Origin of the sequence: Sporomusa sphaeroides DSM 2875 (assembly GCF_001941975.2) — a bacterium.
Lineage (GTDB): Bacteria > Bacillota > Negativicutes > Sporomusales > Sporomusaceae > Sporomusa > Sporomusa sphaeroides.
The window spans coordinates 4,572,203-4,586,495 of record NZ_CP146991.1; the positions used below are offsets into that span (position 1 = coordinate 4,572,203).

The following is a 14,293-nucleotide window of genomic DNA, read 5'->3' on the forward strand; positions in this document are numbered from 1 at the left end:
AATAATAAAACTCCATGCGATATAAACCGTCATGGAGCTCACAGGCTCTCTTATGTTCCCGGTATCAGCCCTGGGCGGCGATAGGTTCCACTTCCACCGAATGGACTCCGTCCAGCAGGGCGTGCAGGCATTCTAATACCGATTGCGTAATATTCATATGCCAGAACTGTCCGGCTACCGTTAAGCGGACAAGGTCGGCCCGGCGCGTAATCAGGCCGCGTGACTCCCAAATATCCAGCAGGGCTTCCAATTCCCAGACAACGGCCCCATAGTGCCTTGCCAGGACAGGCAGACTTAAATATCCCCGCTCCAGCTGGCCGACAACCATATTATGCAGCTCACTGCCGTCAGGCTGCAGCGCCATCGCGGCAACAGGCTTATGCCCTTCCTCAATACTCTTGATATAAGCAGCCATATTCCGGTGCAAAAACATGGTTACGCCGCCGACATTGCCGCCAGCTCCGGCGCCAAACGGAATGACATTATGTCCCGCCTTGGTAAGGGTATTGTACAGGCTGCGCTCCCGGGTGGTTTTTCCCCAATGGCAGTTGCTGAGCCGGGAAAATATACCGGCCGACAAATTGGCCTCAGCCAGGGCAAACATTTCGGCCTGCTCGGCGGTGGTAGCTGCCGGCGGCAGTTTCCCGGCAGTAATCGCCTGCTGCAAAGCGCTGTTCGGATAAATATTAAGCTGATATAAGTCCAGCCCGTCAATGGCCGCCAGCTTCAGCAACCGGATGTCGTTGGCCCAGACTTCACTGGTTTGATGAGGCAGCCCGTACATCAGGTCAATAATAACCGTCGCCTGGTTATAGCCTGACAGCAGCTCCAGCTTCGCTAAAATGGTTTCCGTATCATCCATGCGGCCAACCGCACGCCGCACGCCGGTATCGAAGGACTGAACACCGATGGAAACGCGGTTTACCCCATGGGCCAGCCAGGCTTCTATTTTGGCCGGTACCAAATCATTAATCCGCCCTTCAAGTGTTAACTCATAGTCATTGGCCAGCGGCAGGCAATCCTGAATCGCCCCCAGCAGGCGGGAAACATTTTGCGGCGCCAGGGTACTCGGGGTTCCGCCGCCAATAAATACGGCATTGACCGGTCCACTGTCCAGATAGCTGCTGCCTTTACTCAGCTGCAGCTCTTTAACCAGACTGTCAATATACAGGGTTTCCATTTCCTCGTTCGAGTAATTCTGGAAAAAACCGCAATACAGGCAGCGCTGCCGGCAAAACGGGATATGAATATAGGCAACACGCTGTTCCGGTTTTACTTTTTGCTTCAGCAAAGATTGCCAGGTACTCTGCCAATTGCCTGGCAGCAGCGGCTTGCCGCGGACGCCGGCATGCACCACCCGGCGTTTTTCAAAGGCGGAGGTCAGCGGCTCACCGGCCGCAGTGCCAACAGTCAGAGCATATTGTTCGGAATCCATAGCAGTCAAAATTTGGTTTAATCTGTTTCCTCGCAAGCGGCAATCACCTCACTTTTCCCCGGCTGCTTGCAGCAGTTTTATTTTTATATCTGTAAATACCGCCCGTGCTGCCTGCAAGTCTCCGGCATCAGGATGTTTGGCGGCTTCCGCATAGCGCGCCAGCCGCTCCGGTGTAACAGCATGCGGATGATCTCCCGGCATTTTCTTAAACTGTTCTATTAAACGGGGGTCAATTTTTCCCTGGCAGATAAACGTTCCCACCAATTGGTTACTGGCATCCAGGAATGCAGCAGCATTCTTCAGGCTGTCAGCAGCATGCTCCGAATCTGGATAGGCGCCCAGCGTGGCAAATAAGGCAACAGGCTTGCCCTCAATGGTCTTAAGAAACTCCTGAGCTTTCTTATCAGCAGTTCCTTTATCCACCCAAAAGCCAACTGCCACAAAATCATAATCTGTCGGTGACGGCGCTGTCTCCACCGGAAACAAGCCGGCTTCCGGACCAAAAACCTCATGGATGGCTTCTGCCACCAGCTTGGTATTCCCGGTTAAACTTGAGTAAACAATTAATGTCTTCATCATAAAGCCTCCCGTAAATTTTTATTCACTATAATTTTTTAACCCCCGTGCCCCCCAGAGCAGCAATCCCAGGCCCATTAACCCCAATATTGCAGTACTCCCGGCAGCCTGACTGTCCCAGGCCGGCAGCCGCATCAGTTTATTGGCAAGGCTTAACGGCAAAACCGAGACAATGGTTTGCAGAGCGGGCGGCAGATTCTGAACAGGAAAAAACGAACCGCAGAAGAAAATCATGGGGGTAATAATAAAATTATTAACAAGCGATATGTCGTCCGGATCGGCAATGGCTAAGCCCAAAGCAACTCCCAGCGCCGCAAAGAAAAAAGCCGATAACAATATGGCGATTACAGCAATGCCGGACAGCGCCGGCACAGCAAACGCCAGCCAGGCGACAACATATACCAGCCCACCCATTAATACACCACGGGTTATGCCTGCCAGGACAATACCGCCGACAATTTGCAGCGCCGGCACCGGACTTAAAAAAACCGTCTGAAAGGTATGGAAATATAATCTCCCGGCACTTACCGACAAGGCGGTCTGCTGAAAAGAATTGAGCATGACTGTCAGGCTGACAATCCCGGTAGTCAAAAAAGGAACATAACCGCCGCTGACCTCAACCCGGGAACCCAGCCCCAGGCCAAAAGCAAATAAATAGATAACCGGAAACATCACTGCCGAAAAAACATAGCCCAGCTTGCCGATTTTTTTCTGCATTAACAGCATTTCCCGGCAGTATACCGCCCAATAGCCGCTCATGCCTGCCCCTCCCTGATTAAGCGGAGAAAAGCGGTTTCCAGTGTCGTCTGCTGATCATTGCCGGACTCAGCGTCAGCCAGTCGCTTAATGCCTGCCGGGGTATCAACAGCAACAATCTGCCCGGCTTTCAACAAGGCCACCCGCTGGCACAGCTGTTCGGCTTCCTCCATATAGTGGGTTGTCATAAAAATAGTGGTGCCGGCAGCCACCAGACCTCTGATCATGGCCCAAATATCCTGCCTGACATCCGGGTCAAGCCCGACTGTCGGCTCATCCAGCAGCAGCAGCCGGGGTTCGGGCAAGAGCGCCCGGGCAATTAAGAGCCGCCGGGCCATGCCGCCGGATAAAACACCCACCCGCTTACGGCACAGCTCTGTCAAATTGAACTTATGTACAAGCTCTTCCACCCGCTGCCGGGGTTTGGCAACCCCATACAGCCTGGCATAGGTGAGTAATGCCTCCTGCACCGTGAACTCACGTTCCAGATTATTTTCCTGAGCCACCAGGGCAATCCTTTGTTTCATGCCCTGCCGTTCCCCGCCTCCATCCCGGCCAAATATCGTCAGCTGACCACCGTCAGGGCGGCTCAGCCCGGCAACCAGTTTCATCAGCGTGGTCTTGCCGGCACCATTAGGACCAAGCAGGCCAAAGGTTTCTCCCTGAGCTACCGTTAAGGAGATACCGCGTAAAATCTCCTGCTTGTCATAGGTTTTGGCCAGCCGGTGCAGAACCAGGGCGGCCTCAGGCTCCCGGTGCGAGGCAAGTGTCGTGCGGGAAACAGACAAGATGTGAACTACCTCCTTGTTCAACCGTCATCACCGTGGTTTCAACCCCATACAAGGAACGCAGGTTTTCAGCGGTAAATACTTCTTTTATCGAGCCGTCGGCAAAAATCCGGCCGTCTTTAACGGCGATAATCCGCTGACTGAAGCGGGCCGCATGATTCAAATCATGCAGTACCATAACAACCGTAAGCTGCCGGTCCTGATGCAGTTTGCGAACCAGTTTCATTAATTCCAGCTGGTGATGCAGATCCAGGTAAGTTGTCGGTTCATCCAGCAGCAGCAGGCGGGGCTGCTGGGCCAGCGCCATGGCCAGCCAGGCCCGCTGCCGTTCACCGCCTGACAAGCTGTCCAGACGGCAGTGCTGCATTGCCTGCATACCGGTAGCTGCCAGCGCTTCGGCCATACAAGCCTGATCAGCGGTTGCCAGCTGTTCAAACATTTTTTTATAAGGCATCCGCCCATATGACACCAGATCATTGACGGTCATATCCCCCGGGGCATGTACTGTCTGAGGAAGAATGGCCATAATCCGGGCCACCTCCCGGGGCGGCAGGCTGTAAATATCTTTACCGTCTAAGAGGACAGTGCCGGCCAGCGGCGGCAACAACCGGCTCAACGCCTTCAACAGTGTCGATTTTCCCGAACCGTTGGGGCCGATTATCGAGATCACCTCCGGTTTATCAATCACCAGATCCAACTGCGGCGCAATTACCTTATGGCCATAGCCCAGCTTAGCGGCACGCACTTCCATAGTGTGATTGGTCAGGTTCATCGTCTCATCCCCTTTCGCAGCAAATAAATAAAGAACGGAGCTCCCAGAAAAGCCATAAAAATTCCCACAGGCACTTCCACCGGACTGAACAGCGTACGGGCCACCGTATCGGCGGCTACCACCAGCGTGGCTCCCAGCACTGCCGCGCAGGGCAGCAAATATTCGAAATCAGAACCCACCAGCATGCGGGTTATATGGGGAACAATCAGTCCGACAAAGCCTAACAGACCTGCGACACTTACGGCGGAAGCGGCCAGCAGCGCCGCCAGCACCACCAGCAAAAAGCGTGCCCTTTCTACCCTGATACCCAGTCCCTTAGCCACATCATCCCCTAATTGCAACGCGTTCAAATACCGGTAAGACAGTACCGCTCCCACTATGCCGATAATACTGTACGGCAAAATCATGCTGACATGATCCCAGCTGCGGCCCTGAAAGCCCCCAGCCATCCAGTTGACAACCCCCTGGACCTTATCGGAATGAAAAACCATGAGTGCACTCATGCCGCCGCCAAAAAAAGCCGCCAGCGCCACACCGGCCAAAATCAGCCGCAGCGGCTGCACCCCCCGGTCCCAGGACAATAAGAATACGATTGCGGCAGCCACCAGAGCGCCGCCAAAGGCCATCGCCGGTACCAGCGCCGTCAGTCCCGGCCACAAAATCATCACCGCCATAGCGGCCAGTCCGGCTCCCGCCGATACCCCGATAATACCGGGGTCGGCCAGCGGATTGCGCAGCACACCCTGCAGAATGCAGCCGGCCAGTGCCAGGTTTATCCCGGTCAAAGCTCCGACAAGTACCCGGGGAACCCGGATATTATAAATAATCTGGTAAACTTCCGTACCGGCCGGAGAGGCAAACACATTCCAGATGTCAGACATACTGACAGCCACGGCACCCACCCTGATGCCAATTAACAGCGCCAGAACCAAGGCCGCCAGCCCGGTAATACTGATAACCGCCCGTCGGGTCATCCGCGGATCTGCAGCCAATTCTCTCACTACTCAGCCACCTCCGGATATAAATGACCGGCCAAAATACTCATGGCTTCATCTACCTGAGTCCCGGGATTAACGGCAAACAGCTTGTACGGCAGCCGGTGAACCTGATTGGTAGCTACAGCCTTCAACCCGCGCCAGGCCGGGTGGCCGGCCAGCTCATTGCTGAACTTGTCGCTTACCTTATCATCAGGACTATGGGTGATCAGCAAAATCTTATCCGGATTCTGCTTAGCAATATACTCCATACTTAGCGGCACATAGCCCATATGACTCTGTCCGTCATCGCCCTGATCACCCAGATTAACAGCTCCCAGCCGTTTGACCAAATCACCGGTAAAGCTGCGCGAAGTTGCCATATGGAAACTTTCCGGCGACCCCCAGATAACGACAACCTTCGGTGCAGGGCGGTTTTTATTTTTATCAATTATGCTTTGATACCTTGACTGAATTTTGCCGATAACGGCGGCAGCCTGCTCCGGCTTTCCTGCTAAATCCCCATAAAACTGCAAGGTATCGATAACATGCTGATAGTTTTCCAGCGACTGCAGCAAAATGGGAATCCCCGCCTGATCCAGCACCGGAATCAGGTTATGATGAAAGGGCATGTTAACCCCCAAAATTAAATCAGGCTTAAGAGTAACAATTTGCTCAAGGTTGGGATTCGGCGTACTGCCAACAGCCGGCACGGCCGCTACCGCCTCCTTCACCGCCTGCGGCAAAGCTTCGGTACTGGGGCGCCCAACCACCGTCCCTCCCACAGCGTAAAATAACTCCAGGCTGGAAGCGTTCAGGACAATTACCCGTTCCGGCCGGCGGGGTATTTCCACCTGCCTGCCGGCGCTGTCGGTTACACGGTAGCGCTCAGACACCTGACTGGCTGCGGGCTGTGACTGGCCTTTCCATAAAAACCAGGCACAGGCAGTCAGCAATACAACCAGCAGGCCAAGTGTCAGTTTAGTAATAGTTTGACCCATATTTTCCCCTCATTTCTGCATTTGTCATGCTGTCATTCGATTTGATAGTCTATCGGAATATTCATGGCAATCATTTGCCCGGTGTTATGGGTAAACGGACAAACCTTCCGCACCAGCGCCAGAGCGGCCTCATCCAAAGCAGCTACCCCTGAGGAACGCAGCACCTGTACACTGGCCAGTTCACCAACCTCATTCAAACGCACCGCCACCGTGACCGTTCCTACCTGCCCCCGGCGCCTTGCCATATAAGGGTAATCCTTGCGTTTTTCAATTTGCTGGAGAAACGCATTAATAATACTGTCAAGCTCCCCGCCGCCAGGCGCCCTGGCAGCAGTCCTCTCTGAACCCGAACCGGCAGCAGGCTCTGCTGCAGTGCTTTTACCGCTGCCACCGGCACCTCCGGCAACCGCTGCTGTTACCACCGCACTTTCACTGCCCGCCAATACATGTCCGGCACGCGGGACAGCCACTTGTCTGTCCACAGGACTAACTGCCGGCCGGGAAACAACCGGCTTTGCCTGGGTCTCCTCCGGGCTCGCAGCAGGACTGGCAGGGGAAACCGCAGGCGCAGGCTCACTGCTTTGACTGCTGCTGCCTTCCACAGCCGTAAGTTCAATAACCATCTGCCGTTCCGGCAACGGCTGGGATTCTATATTGCCAAGCACCGCTACCAGTAAAATGCCGCAGAGCAGATGAGCGACACAAGATAAACTAAAGGCCTTATACCAACACATACCATAGGTCATCTAATCACCTCACTTCAATAAAACACGCCGCAACTCCCGCTTTGTCCGGCAATAAAAAAACTCCGTGCAATACTACCCGCACGGAGCTCTCGGCTCTCTGAAGATTATGTAGACTAAATTGTGTTACGCTTCCTCATTTACCAACTGCTGATCTTTGTTCCGGACTCTTGGCTGGATTTGCCGATATACTGAACAACACCGCAACGCGAACACTTGATTTCAACATCTTCAGCAATGCCGCGAAACAATAGTCGATTGCACCGAAAACAACGGACTTCCGGCAATCTTGATTTTGGCGGTCGCAAATTATTTAATTTAGTCTCCATGTGCACCACTCCAATAGATTGATAGAATACCCCTGTATCGAAAATAAAGCTCCGTGCCCGGTCTTAAGGTGCACGGAGCTCTCAGGCTCTCTTCTATAACCATTATATTGATAATGATTATCAAAGTCAACAGCTTTCTGAGAAAATTAAGTAAAAAAAATTTTTATTATTACTATACCTCTATCATCGGAAAAATCTCATAGCTTGGCTGGCTGTGCACCTCTTAATTTACCGTTTATTCTTGACAAAATCGTGTTTCTATTTTTATAATATTAATGAGAATGATTCTTAAAAAGAGAGCCTCGAGCTCCGCGATGAAATAGTATTTCACGCGGAGCTTATTTGTTTTAGCCGTTAACCGCTTCCCCCAATGCCTTCCGTCCTCATGAGGGAAGCTGAGCCTTGCACCGGCAAAGGTGCGTAATACATATCCTGGTAAATTTAAATAAAAAGGAGTAATCGCATGAAAACACAGCCTACCACCGGTAAAGTAAATACGGCAGGCTTCAGCGAATGCCGTTGTCCCAACTGCAACAGACTGCTTTTTAAAGGCCGGGTAAAATATGTTGAGATTCAGTGCCCAAAATGCCGTTTAGTGCAAACAATAAAAAAGGGAAGATCCCTGCGCCTTGTCGCGCTCAATCCCTCCAATGTCGATCTGTATTATGCTGCCGGCGGACAATTAATCGGCCGGCCCAGCACCACGGCCCTGCCTTCTGATTTGCTGGAAAAAATCAAAGATGTCCCGGAGGTTGGTGAAACACCCTGCCCGAATATTGATCAGATCATTGCCCTAAAGCCGGACCTGGTATTGGCAGCCGATACTCACGTAAAACAGCCAACCCTCTCGACCCTGGAGAAAGCCGGTATACCGGTATATCGCCAACGCTTGGACAGTTTCCAGGAAATCAGCCAGGCCTTGCGCTTTTACGGCGAATTAGCCGACCGCCCCGGACAAGCCAACGAAGTAATTGACCGCTTGGACAGCAAATTACAGCAGGCCCAGGAAAGAAGCAAAAATAAACCCTCCCCCCGGGTACTCACTGTCTGGGGCTCGCTGGAGAAATTGTATATGGCCCTGCCCAACAGTTTTACCGGTGATCTCATCAGCCGCCTCAACGCACTTAATGTGGCCGGTGACAGCGATAACCCGGCCACACAGTATGCGCCGCTGACACTGGAATTTGCACTGCAAGCTGATCCGGACCTGATTTTGCTGATTAATCACAGCGATGAAGCTAAGGTTGGCGATAAAATCCGCAATGAACTCATGCTTCACCCTGCCTGGCAAAAGCTTAAAGCCGTGCAGCAAAACCAGGTATATCAATTGCCCTATCAGCTGTTTGCGGTTAATCCGGCCAGCCGGGCGGATATGGCCATAGATTTTCTGTCAAATTTATTTTATCCTGAGCCTCATTACTGATGAAGGTCATGAAGTTATATTTATTCACTAACGTACTGTTCCGAATAGCAATAAAAGTCCACCGATCACCGGAATAGTTACCATCGTAGTTTTCAAAATAACGGGAGATAACCGTCTGGTAAACTTCGCACCGATATAGGTTCCGGTCATCAGCCCGGCAATAACCTTAGCTAATAAGCTAAAGTCCAAATGACCGTTAATAAGGTAACCTAGTCCACCGAAAAGGGCAATAGGTAAAGAAATAAGCATGGTTGTGCCTGCCGCCTGGTGAACCGGCATATTGAAAACAGTTAACAGTCCAATTAAAATAAACGGCATACCGCCTATCCCGAAGGTACCGGACATAATTCCTGAGACTATACCCACCGCGCTGGCGGCCCCCCAATACCGAGCCCCGGTTGGCGCCGTGAATCCTTGCGCAAAGGATTCTATCCATTCTGGGAAATAAACCCTGATCGCAAGCAAGAAAGCCGATAGAAACAGCATACCGCCAGTCAGCCATTTCAGGTCACCGGCTGGCAGCAAACCAGCGAGCTTTGCTCCCAAAAGCGCCCCTGCTGCGCCAAATATGCCGACAACAACCCCACATTTTACAACAACATTATCCTCCCGGTAATGGCTGTACGTGCCTGAAACTGTTGTAAACACCATCGCCCCCAGAGATGTCCCCAATGCGGTATGAAGCGGGATGCCGAACATTACGGATAAAACCGCAATGACGACTCCCGCTCCCCCAGCACCAACAAAGCCAAGCATCAGTCCCATGATGAGCATTACAAAAATAATCAACATATATTTTCCTCACTATTACAATAAAAGACGGCTGCTGGCTGCCGCCTTTTATTTTTTTATTGGGCTTACTTAGCGCAATAGCCCCTTTATTTTACCTCCACATAGGCATCCATGGTTCCGCCGGGAGCAATCATCGGCGTAACCAAATCGTCGGTGGCGATATTGGCCACAATCAGTGACGGACCCGGACGTTCCCAGGCGGCGGCAACCGCCTGACTGAATTCTTCCCGGCAATTGGTCACAGCTGCCGGAATGCCGAAAGCAGCGGCAAAAGCCGAAAAGTCCATCGGCGTAGGCAGCAGCGAAGCCGAATAACGCTGTTCGTAAAAGCAGTGCTGCAGTTGTCTGACCATACCCAGACTGTGGTTGTTAATCACAATGGAAATGATGGGCAGACCCTCTGCCGTTACCGTATACAGTTCGCAGCCGGTCATCTTCAATGCGCCGTCACCGACAATATGGACCACCCGTTTATCCGGCCTTGCCAGTTGTGCTCCCACCGCCGCCGGCAAACCAAAGCCCATGGCCCCCAGACCGCCGGAAGTCAGAAACCCGCGCGGACTGTTTACCGAAAGTTTCTGCGCGGCCCACATCTGGTGCTGGCCGACATCGGTTACATAGATTACCCCTTTGTCGCCCAACTGGCGGTTGAGCTCGCCCATAATCTCCTCGGCGGTGAAGGCCGCCCCGGCGGCAGTCTCCCGATACATGGCCTGCCACTTGCGGATGGTTTCCCACCAGGCTGGCCGTTCTGCCGGCTTTACTGCCTGACAGATGCCCGTAAGGATGGCATTCATTTCACCAACCAGCGGCACGGTTGCATCCACATTCTTGTGAACTTCCGCCGGATCAATATCAATGTGAATAATGGTTTTACCGGCAGCATAGCTGGCGCGGTCACCGGTTACCCGGTCATTGAAGCGGCTGCCGGTAACGATAAGCACATCGGCCTCGTGTACAGCCTGATTGGCTGATTTCAGCCCATGAAGACCTGTCAGACCCAGATGGTTGGGATGAGTTCCGGGCAACGCGCCAATGCCCATCAGGGTGGTGACTACCGGCAAGCGGCACTGCTCGGCAAACTGGGCGAGTGTGCCGGCAGCATTGGCGCTGATACAGCCGCCGCCGGCAATAATAACCGGCCGCTCAGCCGCGCTGACGGCAGCCGCCGCTTTAGCGATAAGCTCCGGCAAATCCGGCGACTGCCTGACAAGCGTCTGCCGCTGATATTCGCTGTCAAACTCAATAAAGTCATAAGTATTGCTCTGAATGTCACGCGGTATATCCACAAGCACCGGTCCGGGCCGTCCTGAGCGGGCGATGGCAAAGGCCCGCCGCAGGGTTTCTATCAGCTTGCCGCTGTCCTTGACCAGGAAGTTATGTTTGGTAATCGGCATAGTTATACCGGTAATATCAATTTCCTGGAAGGCATCACGGCCTATCAGGCTGGTTTGTACTTGCCCGGTAATAGCCACTACCGGTATGGAGTCCATAAAAGCAGCCGCCAGACCTGTCACCAGATTGGTAGCCCCCGGACCGGAAGTGGCAATACATACTCCTGCCCGGCCGCTGGCTCTGGCATACCCGTCAGCAGCATGGGCGGCTCCCTGCTCATGTACTGTCAGCACATGACGGACAGGTGAGCCATAAAGTGCGTCATACAGCGGCAAAATGGTTCCCCCGGGATACCCGAATACCGTATCTACACCTTCTCTAACCAGGCATTTAACGATGGCTTGCGCGCCTGTCATGTGCATAACATCACCCCAATCTATCGATTACTTGTTGCCGCATTTCATCGGTCGATACTTTGGTAAAGCCTTGCTGATAAATATCAGCTGTACGATAACCGTCAGCCAATACCCGGTCAACGGCTTGTTCAATCATGGCGGCGGCCGCTTCCTGTTCCAGTGAATACCTGAACAGCATGGCTGCCGACAAAATGGTTCCTAACGGATTGGCAATCCCCTTGCCGGCAATATCAGGCGCCGAACCATGAATGGGTTCGTACAAGCCGGTGCCGTCTCCCAGGCTGGCTGACGGCAATAAGCCGATAGAGCCTGACAGTACCGCGGCCTCATCACTTAAAATATCGCCAAACAGATTACCGGTAACAATTACATCAAAGCTGCCCGGATTCAGCACCAGCTGCATCGCGCAATTGTCCACATACATATGCTCTAACTTCACTTGATCAAAACCGGCTGCCACCTCAATAGCCACTTTGCGCCACAGGCGGGATGCCGCCAATACATTGGCTTTATCTACAGACATGACCCGGCCTTTGCGCCCAAGAGCCGCCCGGCAGGCCATCCGCACAATGCGTTCAATCTCAGGCCGGCTGTACATTTCCTTGTCCCAGGCCTGTTCCACACCGTCAACCACAGCAGCTTCCTGACGGTCGCCAAAATAAATTCCGCCGGTCAGCTCACGGACAATAAGAATATCCACAGCACTGACGATCTCCGGTTTTAACGGCGACTGATTGGCCAGTGCCGGAAACACTTTAATTGGCCGCAGGTTCGCATAGAGTCCAAGCTCCTTGCGCAAACCCAGAATGGCCTTTTCCGCTCTGAGCTCGGGCGCGACATGATCCCATTTCGGACCGCCGACAGCACCTAACAACACGCCGTCGGCCTTGCGGCATGCCGCTACCGTTTCCTCCGGGAGCGGCATGCCATATTCGTCAATGGCGGCCCCACCGGCATGCTTGCTTTCATAGGTAAAACTAAATCCACATTTAGCCGCAGCCGCTTGCGCCACACTCAGCGCTGCAGCGGTAATTTCCGCACCAATACCGTCACCGGGAATAACTACAATATGCTTGCTCATGGTTACCCTCCCTAACCCATTTTGGGAAGAGAGATTGCCACACTGTCTTCCCGCAAGAAGCTCTACAGCCGGTCATTGCGTGGAAGTACAAGGCAATCTCTCTTTTAGTTGTTATTTCTCTAATTTCTTTTTTGTATAGCTAACCAGGCCGCCAGCCTGGGCAATCTCCTGAATAAAGCCAGGCAGCGCAGGTACGGTGAAGCTTTCACCGGTATTTGCGTTTTTAGCAACCCCGGCAGCCAAATCTACCTCCAGCATGTCGCCGGCCTTGATATTAATCTCGCCTTCCCCCAGTTCAATCAGCGGCAGGCCGATATTAATGGCATTGCGGTAAAAGATCCGGGCAAAGCTTTCGGCCACCACACAGGCAACACCGGCGGCCTTGAGTGCCCCTGGCGCATGTTCCCGGGACGAGCCGCAGCCAAAATTCTTGCCGGCTACAATAATATCCCCTTGCTGTACCCTGCCGGCAAACTCAGGGTCGATATCTTCCATGGCATGGGCTGCCAGTTCTTTCATATCAGCCGTATTCAGGTACCGGGCCGGAATAATTACATCGGTATCTACATTATGGCCATAGCGCCATACTTTTCCGGAAAACCTCATCATGCTACCTCCTCTGGGCCGGCAATTCGCCCTAATACGGCACTTGCCGCCGCCACCGCCGGACCGGCCAGATATACTTCACTGTCAACATGCCCCATCCGTCCGCGGAAATTGCGGTTAGTAGTAGCCACCGCCCGCTCGCCTTTGGCCAGGATGCCCATATGCCCGCCCAGGCAAGGTCCGCAGGTTGGTGTGCTGACAACCGCGCCGGCTTTGACAAAGATTTCAACATAACCTAATTTTACGGCTTCCAAATATACAGCCTGACTGCCGGGAATGATAATGGCCCTGACATCCTCATGCACCTGATGCCCGTCAATAATGGCCGCAGCCTGCGCCAAATCTTCAATCCGCCCATTGGTACAGGAACCGATAACCACCTGATGGATCGGCGTGGGCGCTATATCACTTACCGGCCGGACGTTTTCCGGTAAATGCGGCAAGGCAACCACCGGTGTAAGCTCACTTAAGTTAATCGTCACCGTCCGGACATATTCGGCATCCGGGTCGGCAGCCACCGGTGTATACGGTTTTTTAACCCGTCCGTCCAGATATTGCCGGGTGATAGCATCTACCGGAAAAATACCGTTTTTGGCCCCGGCTTCAATCGCCATATTAGCAATTGTCAGCCTATCGGTCATGGTCAAGGAAGCGATGCCTTCACCGGCAAACTCCAGCGACTGGTAACGGGCGCCGTCAACACCAATCATGCCGATCAGCTTTAAAACTACATCCTTGCCTGACACCCATTTAGCCAGCTTGCCTGTCAGTTCTACTTTAATGCTTGCCGGCACTTTGAACCAGGTCTCGCCTGTCGCCATGGCACAAGCCATGTCTGTCGAGCCGACCCCGGTGGCAAAGGCGCCAACAGCACCGTAGGTACAGGTATGAGAGTCGGCACCAATAATAATTTCACCAGGAGCCACCAGGCCCTGCTCCGGCAGCAATACGTGCTCAATCCCCATGCGCCCCACTTCAAAGTAGTGGGTAATATTGTGTTTTCTGGCAAATTCGCGCATGGTCTTGGCCATTTCGGCTGATTTAATGTCTTTGTTGGGCGTAAAATGGTCAGGCACCAACGCAATTTTATCTTTATCGAAAACTTTGTCACTGATTTGCTCAAATTCCTTGATAGCCGGCGGTGTTGTAATATCATTACCCAGCACCAGATCCAGTTTGGCCTCAATCAATTGGCCTGGCTGCACTTCCGGCAAACCGGCATGGGCAGCAAAGATTTTTTCCGTCATCGTCATAGGTCTGGCCATA

At 53.0% G+C, this 14,293-nt stretch carries 15 protein-coding genes; 1 reads left to right on the plus strand and 14 read right to left on the minus strand.

The window, feature by feature from the left end; translation table 11 throughout:
• Nucleotides 1–64 precede the first annotated feature (64 nt).
• The 9 genes from hutW to SPSPH_RS21070 all read right to left on the minus strand — a co-directional run bounded on the left by hutW (nucleotide 65) and on the right by SPSPH_RS21070 (nucleotide 7,374).
• Nucleotides 65–1,471, minus strand: coding sequence for a heme anaerobic degradation radical SAM methyltransferase ChuW/HutW (gene hutW / locus SPSPH_RS21030; protein ID WP_075756155.1), 1,407 nt, complete (start codon nucleotides 1,469–1,471; stop codon nucleotides 65–67).
• A 12-nt stretch (nucleotides 1,472–1,483) separates the two neighbouring features.
• On the minus strand, nucleotides 1,484–2,014 hold the full coding sequence (locus tag SPSPH_RS21035) for a flavodoxin family protein (protein ID WP_233138992.1): 531 nt from the start codon (nucleotides 2,012–2,014) through the stop codon (nucleotides 1,484–1,486).
• Between the two features lie 18 nt (nucleotides 2,015–2,032).
• Nucleotides 2,033–2,770 carry an ABC transporter permease gene (locus SPSPH_RS21040; protein WP_075756157.1) on the minus strand — a complete coding sequence of 246 codons (738 nt, stop codon included), beginning with the start codon at nucleotides 2,768–2,770 and terminating at the stop codon, nucleotides 2,033–2,035.
• On the minus strand, nucleotides 2,767–3,555 hold the full coding sequence (locus SPSPH_RS21045; protein ID WP_075756158.1) for an ABC transporter ATP-binding protein: 789 nt from the start codon (nucleotides 3,553–3,555) through the stop codon (nucleotides 2,767–2,769). The genes SPSPH_RS21040 and SPSPH_RS21045 overlap by 4 nt, the downstream gene beginning before the upstream one ends.
• Nucleotides 3,512–4,327, minus strand: a complete 816-nt coding sequence (locus SPSPH_RS21050; protein ID WP_233138997.1) for an ABC transporter ATP-binding protein — start codon at nucleotides 4,325–4,327, stop codon at nucleotides 3,512–3,514. The genes SPSPH_RS21045 and SPSPH_RS21050 overlap by 44 nt, the downstream gene beginning before the upstream one ends.
• Nucleotides 4,324–5,328, minus strand: coding sequence for a FecCD family ABC transporter permease (locus tag SPSPH_RS21055; protein ID WP_083945551.1), 1,005 nt, complete (start codon nucleotides 5,326–5,328; stop codon nucleotides 4,324–4,326). The genes SPSPH_RS21050 and SPSPH_RS21055 overlap by 4 nt, the downstream gene beginning before the upstream one ends.
• A complete protein-coding gene (locus SPSPH_RS21060) occupies nucleotides 5,328–6,302 on the minus strand; it encodes an ABC transporter substrate-binding protein (protein WP_233139007.1) in 975 nt (324 codons plus the stop codon). The genes SPSPH_RS21055 and SPSPH_RS21060 overlap by 1 nt, the downstream gene beginning before the upstream one ends.
• A 32-nt stretch (nucleotides 6,303–6,334) precedes the next feature.
• Nucleotides 6,335–7,048, minus strand: coding sequence for a TonB family protein (locus SPSPH_RS21065; protein WP_075756159.1), 714 nt, complete (start codon nucleotides 7,046–7,048; stop codon nucleotides 6,335–6,337).
• A gap of 137 nt (nucleotides 7,049–7,185) precedes the next feature.
• Nucleotides 7,186–7,374, minus strand: coding sequence for a Com family DNA-binding transcriptional regulator (locus SPSPH_RS21070; protein ID WP_075756160.1), 189 nt, complete (start codon nucleotides 7,372–7,374; stop codon nucleotides 7,186–7,188).
• A gap of 463 nt (nucleotides 7,375–7,837) precedes the next feature.
• Here SPSPH_RS21070 and SPSPH_RS21075 point away from each other — a divergent pair, with 463 nt between their 5' ends.
• Nucleotides 7,838–8,797 carry an ABC transporter substrate-binding protein gene (locus SPSPH_RS21075; RefSeq protein ID WP_075756161.1) on the plus strand — a complete coding sequence of 320 codons (960 nt, stop codon included), beginning with the start codon at nucleotides 7,838–7,840 and terminating at the stop codon, nucleotides 8,795–8,797.
• 27 nt (nucleotides 8,798–8,824) lie between these two features.
• Here the strand turns inward: SPSPH_RS21075 and SPSPH_RS21080 are convergent, their stop codons facing one another.
• The 5 genes from SPSPH_RS21080 to leuC form a co-directional block, all read right to left on the minus strand.
• A complete protein-coding gene (locus SPSPH_RS21080) occupies nucleotides 8,825–9,589 on the minus strand; it encodes a sulfite exporter TauE/SafE family protein (RefSeq protein WP_075756162.1) in 765 nt (254 codons plus the stop codon).
• Nucleotides 9,590–9,675: 86 nt separating this feature from the next.
• Complete coding sequence (gene ilvB, locus SPSPH_RS21085; RefSeq protein ID WP_075756163.1) at nucleotides 9,676–11,340, minus strand: biosynthetic-type acetolactate synthase large subunit; 1,665 nt, start codon at nucleotides 11,338–11,340, stop codon at nucleotides 9,676–9,678.
• A 10-nt stretch (nucleotides 11,341–11,350) separates the two neighbouring features.
• A complete protein-coding gene (gene leuB, locus SPSPH_RS21090; RefSeq protein ID WP_075756164.1) occupies nucleotides 11,351–12,421 on the minus strand; it encodes a 3-isopropylmalate dehydrogenase in 1,071 nt (356 codons plus the stop codon).
• A 111-nt stretch (nucleotides 12,422–12,532) separates the two neighbouring features.
• Nucleotides 12,533–13,027 (minus strand): 3-isopropylmalate dehydratase small subunit, encoded by a 495-nt coding sequence (locus SPSPH_RS21095; protein WP_075756165.1) that lies wholly within the window; start codon nucleotides 13,025–13,027, stop codon nucleotides 12,533–12,535.
• On the minus strand, nucleotides 13,027–14,292 hold the full coding sequence (gene leuC / locus SPSPH_RS21100; protein ID WP_233139010.1) for a 3-isopropylmalate dehydratase large subunit: 1,266 nt from the start codon (nucleotides 14,290–14,292) through the stop codon (nucleotides 13,027–13,029). The genes SPSPH_RS21095 and leuC overlap by 1 nt, the downstream gene beginning before the upstream one ends.
• Between the last annotated feature and the right edge of the window lies 1 nt (nucleotide 14,293).

Excerpts from the sequence above, each read along its gene's own strand:
- SPSPH_RS21075 (WP_075756161.1), top strand. The coding sequence starts at position 7,838 with ATGAAAACACAGCCTACCACCGGTAAAGTAAATACGGCAGGCTTCAGC.
- leuB (WP_075756164.1), bottom strand. The coding sequence starts at position 12,421 with ATGAGCAAGCATATTGTAGTTATTCCCGGTGACGGTATTGGTGCGGAA.
- SPSPH_RS21080 (WP_075756162.1), bottom strand. The coding sequence starts at position 9,589 with ATGTTGATTATTTTTGTAATGCTCATCATGGGACTGATGCTTGGCTTT.
- SPSPH_RS21095 (WP_075756165.1), bottom strand. The coding sequence starts at position 13,027 with ATGAGGTTTTCCGGAAAAGTATGGCGCTATGGCCATAATGTAGATACC.
- SPSPH_RS21035 (WP_233138992.1), bottom strand. The coding sequence starts at position 2,014 with ATGATGAAGACATTAATTGTTTACTCAAGTTTAACCGGGAATACCAAG.
- leuC (WP_233139010.1), bottom strand. The coding sequence starts at position 14,292 with ATGGCCAGACCTATGACGATGACGGAAAAAATCTTTGCTGCCCATGCC.
- SPSPH_RS21060 (WP_233139007.1), bottom strand. The coding sequence starts at position 6,302 with ATGGGTCAAACTATTACTAAACTGACACTTGGCCTGCTGGTTGTATTG.
- ilvB (WP_075756163.1), bottom strand. The coding sequence starts at position 11,340 with ATGACAGGCGCGCAAGCCATCGTTAAATGCCTGGTTAGAGAAGGTGTA.
- SPSPH_RS21040 (WP_075756157.1), bottom strand. The coding sequence starts at position 2,770 with ATGAGCGGCTATTGGGCGGTATACTGCCGGGAAATGCTGTTAATGCAG.
- SPSPH_RS21070 (WP_075756160.1), bottom strand. The coding sequence starts at position 7,374 with ATGGAGACTAAATTAAATAATTTGCGACCGCCAAAATCAAGATTGCCG.
- SPSPH_RS21050 (WP_233138997.1), bottom strand. The coding sequence starts at position 4,327 with ATGAACCTGACCAATCACACTATGGAAGTGCGTGCCGCTAAGCTGGGC.
- SPSPH_RS21065 (WP_075756159.1), bottom strand. The coding sequence starts at position 7,048 with ATGACCTATGGTATGTGTTGGTATAAGGCCTTTAGTTTATCTTGTGTC.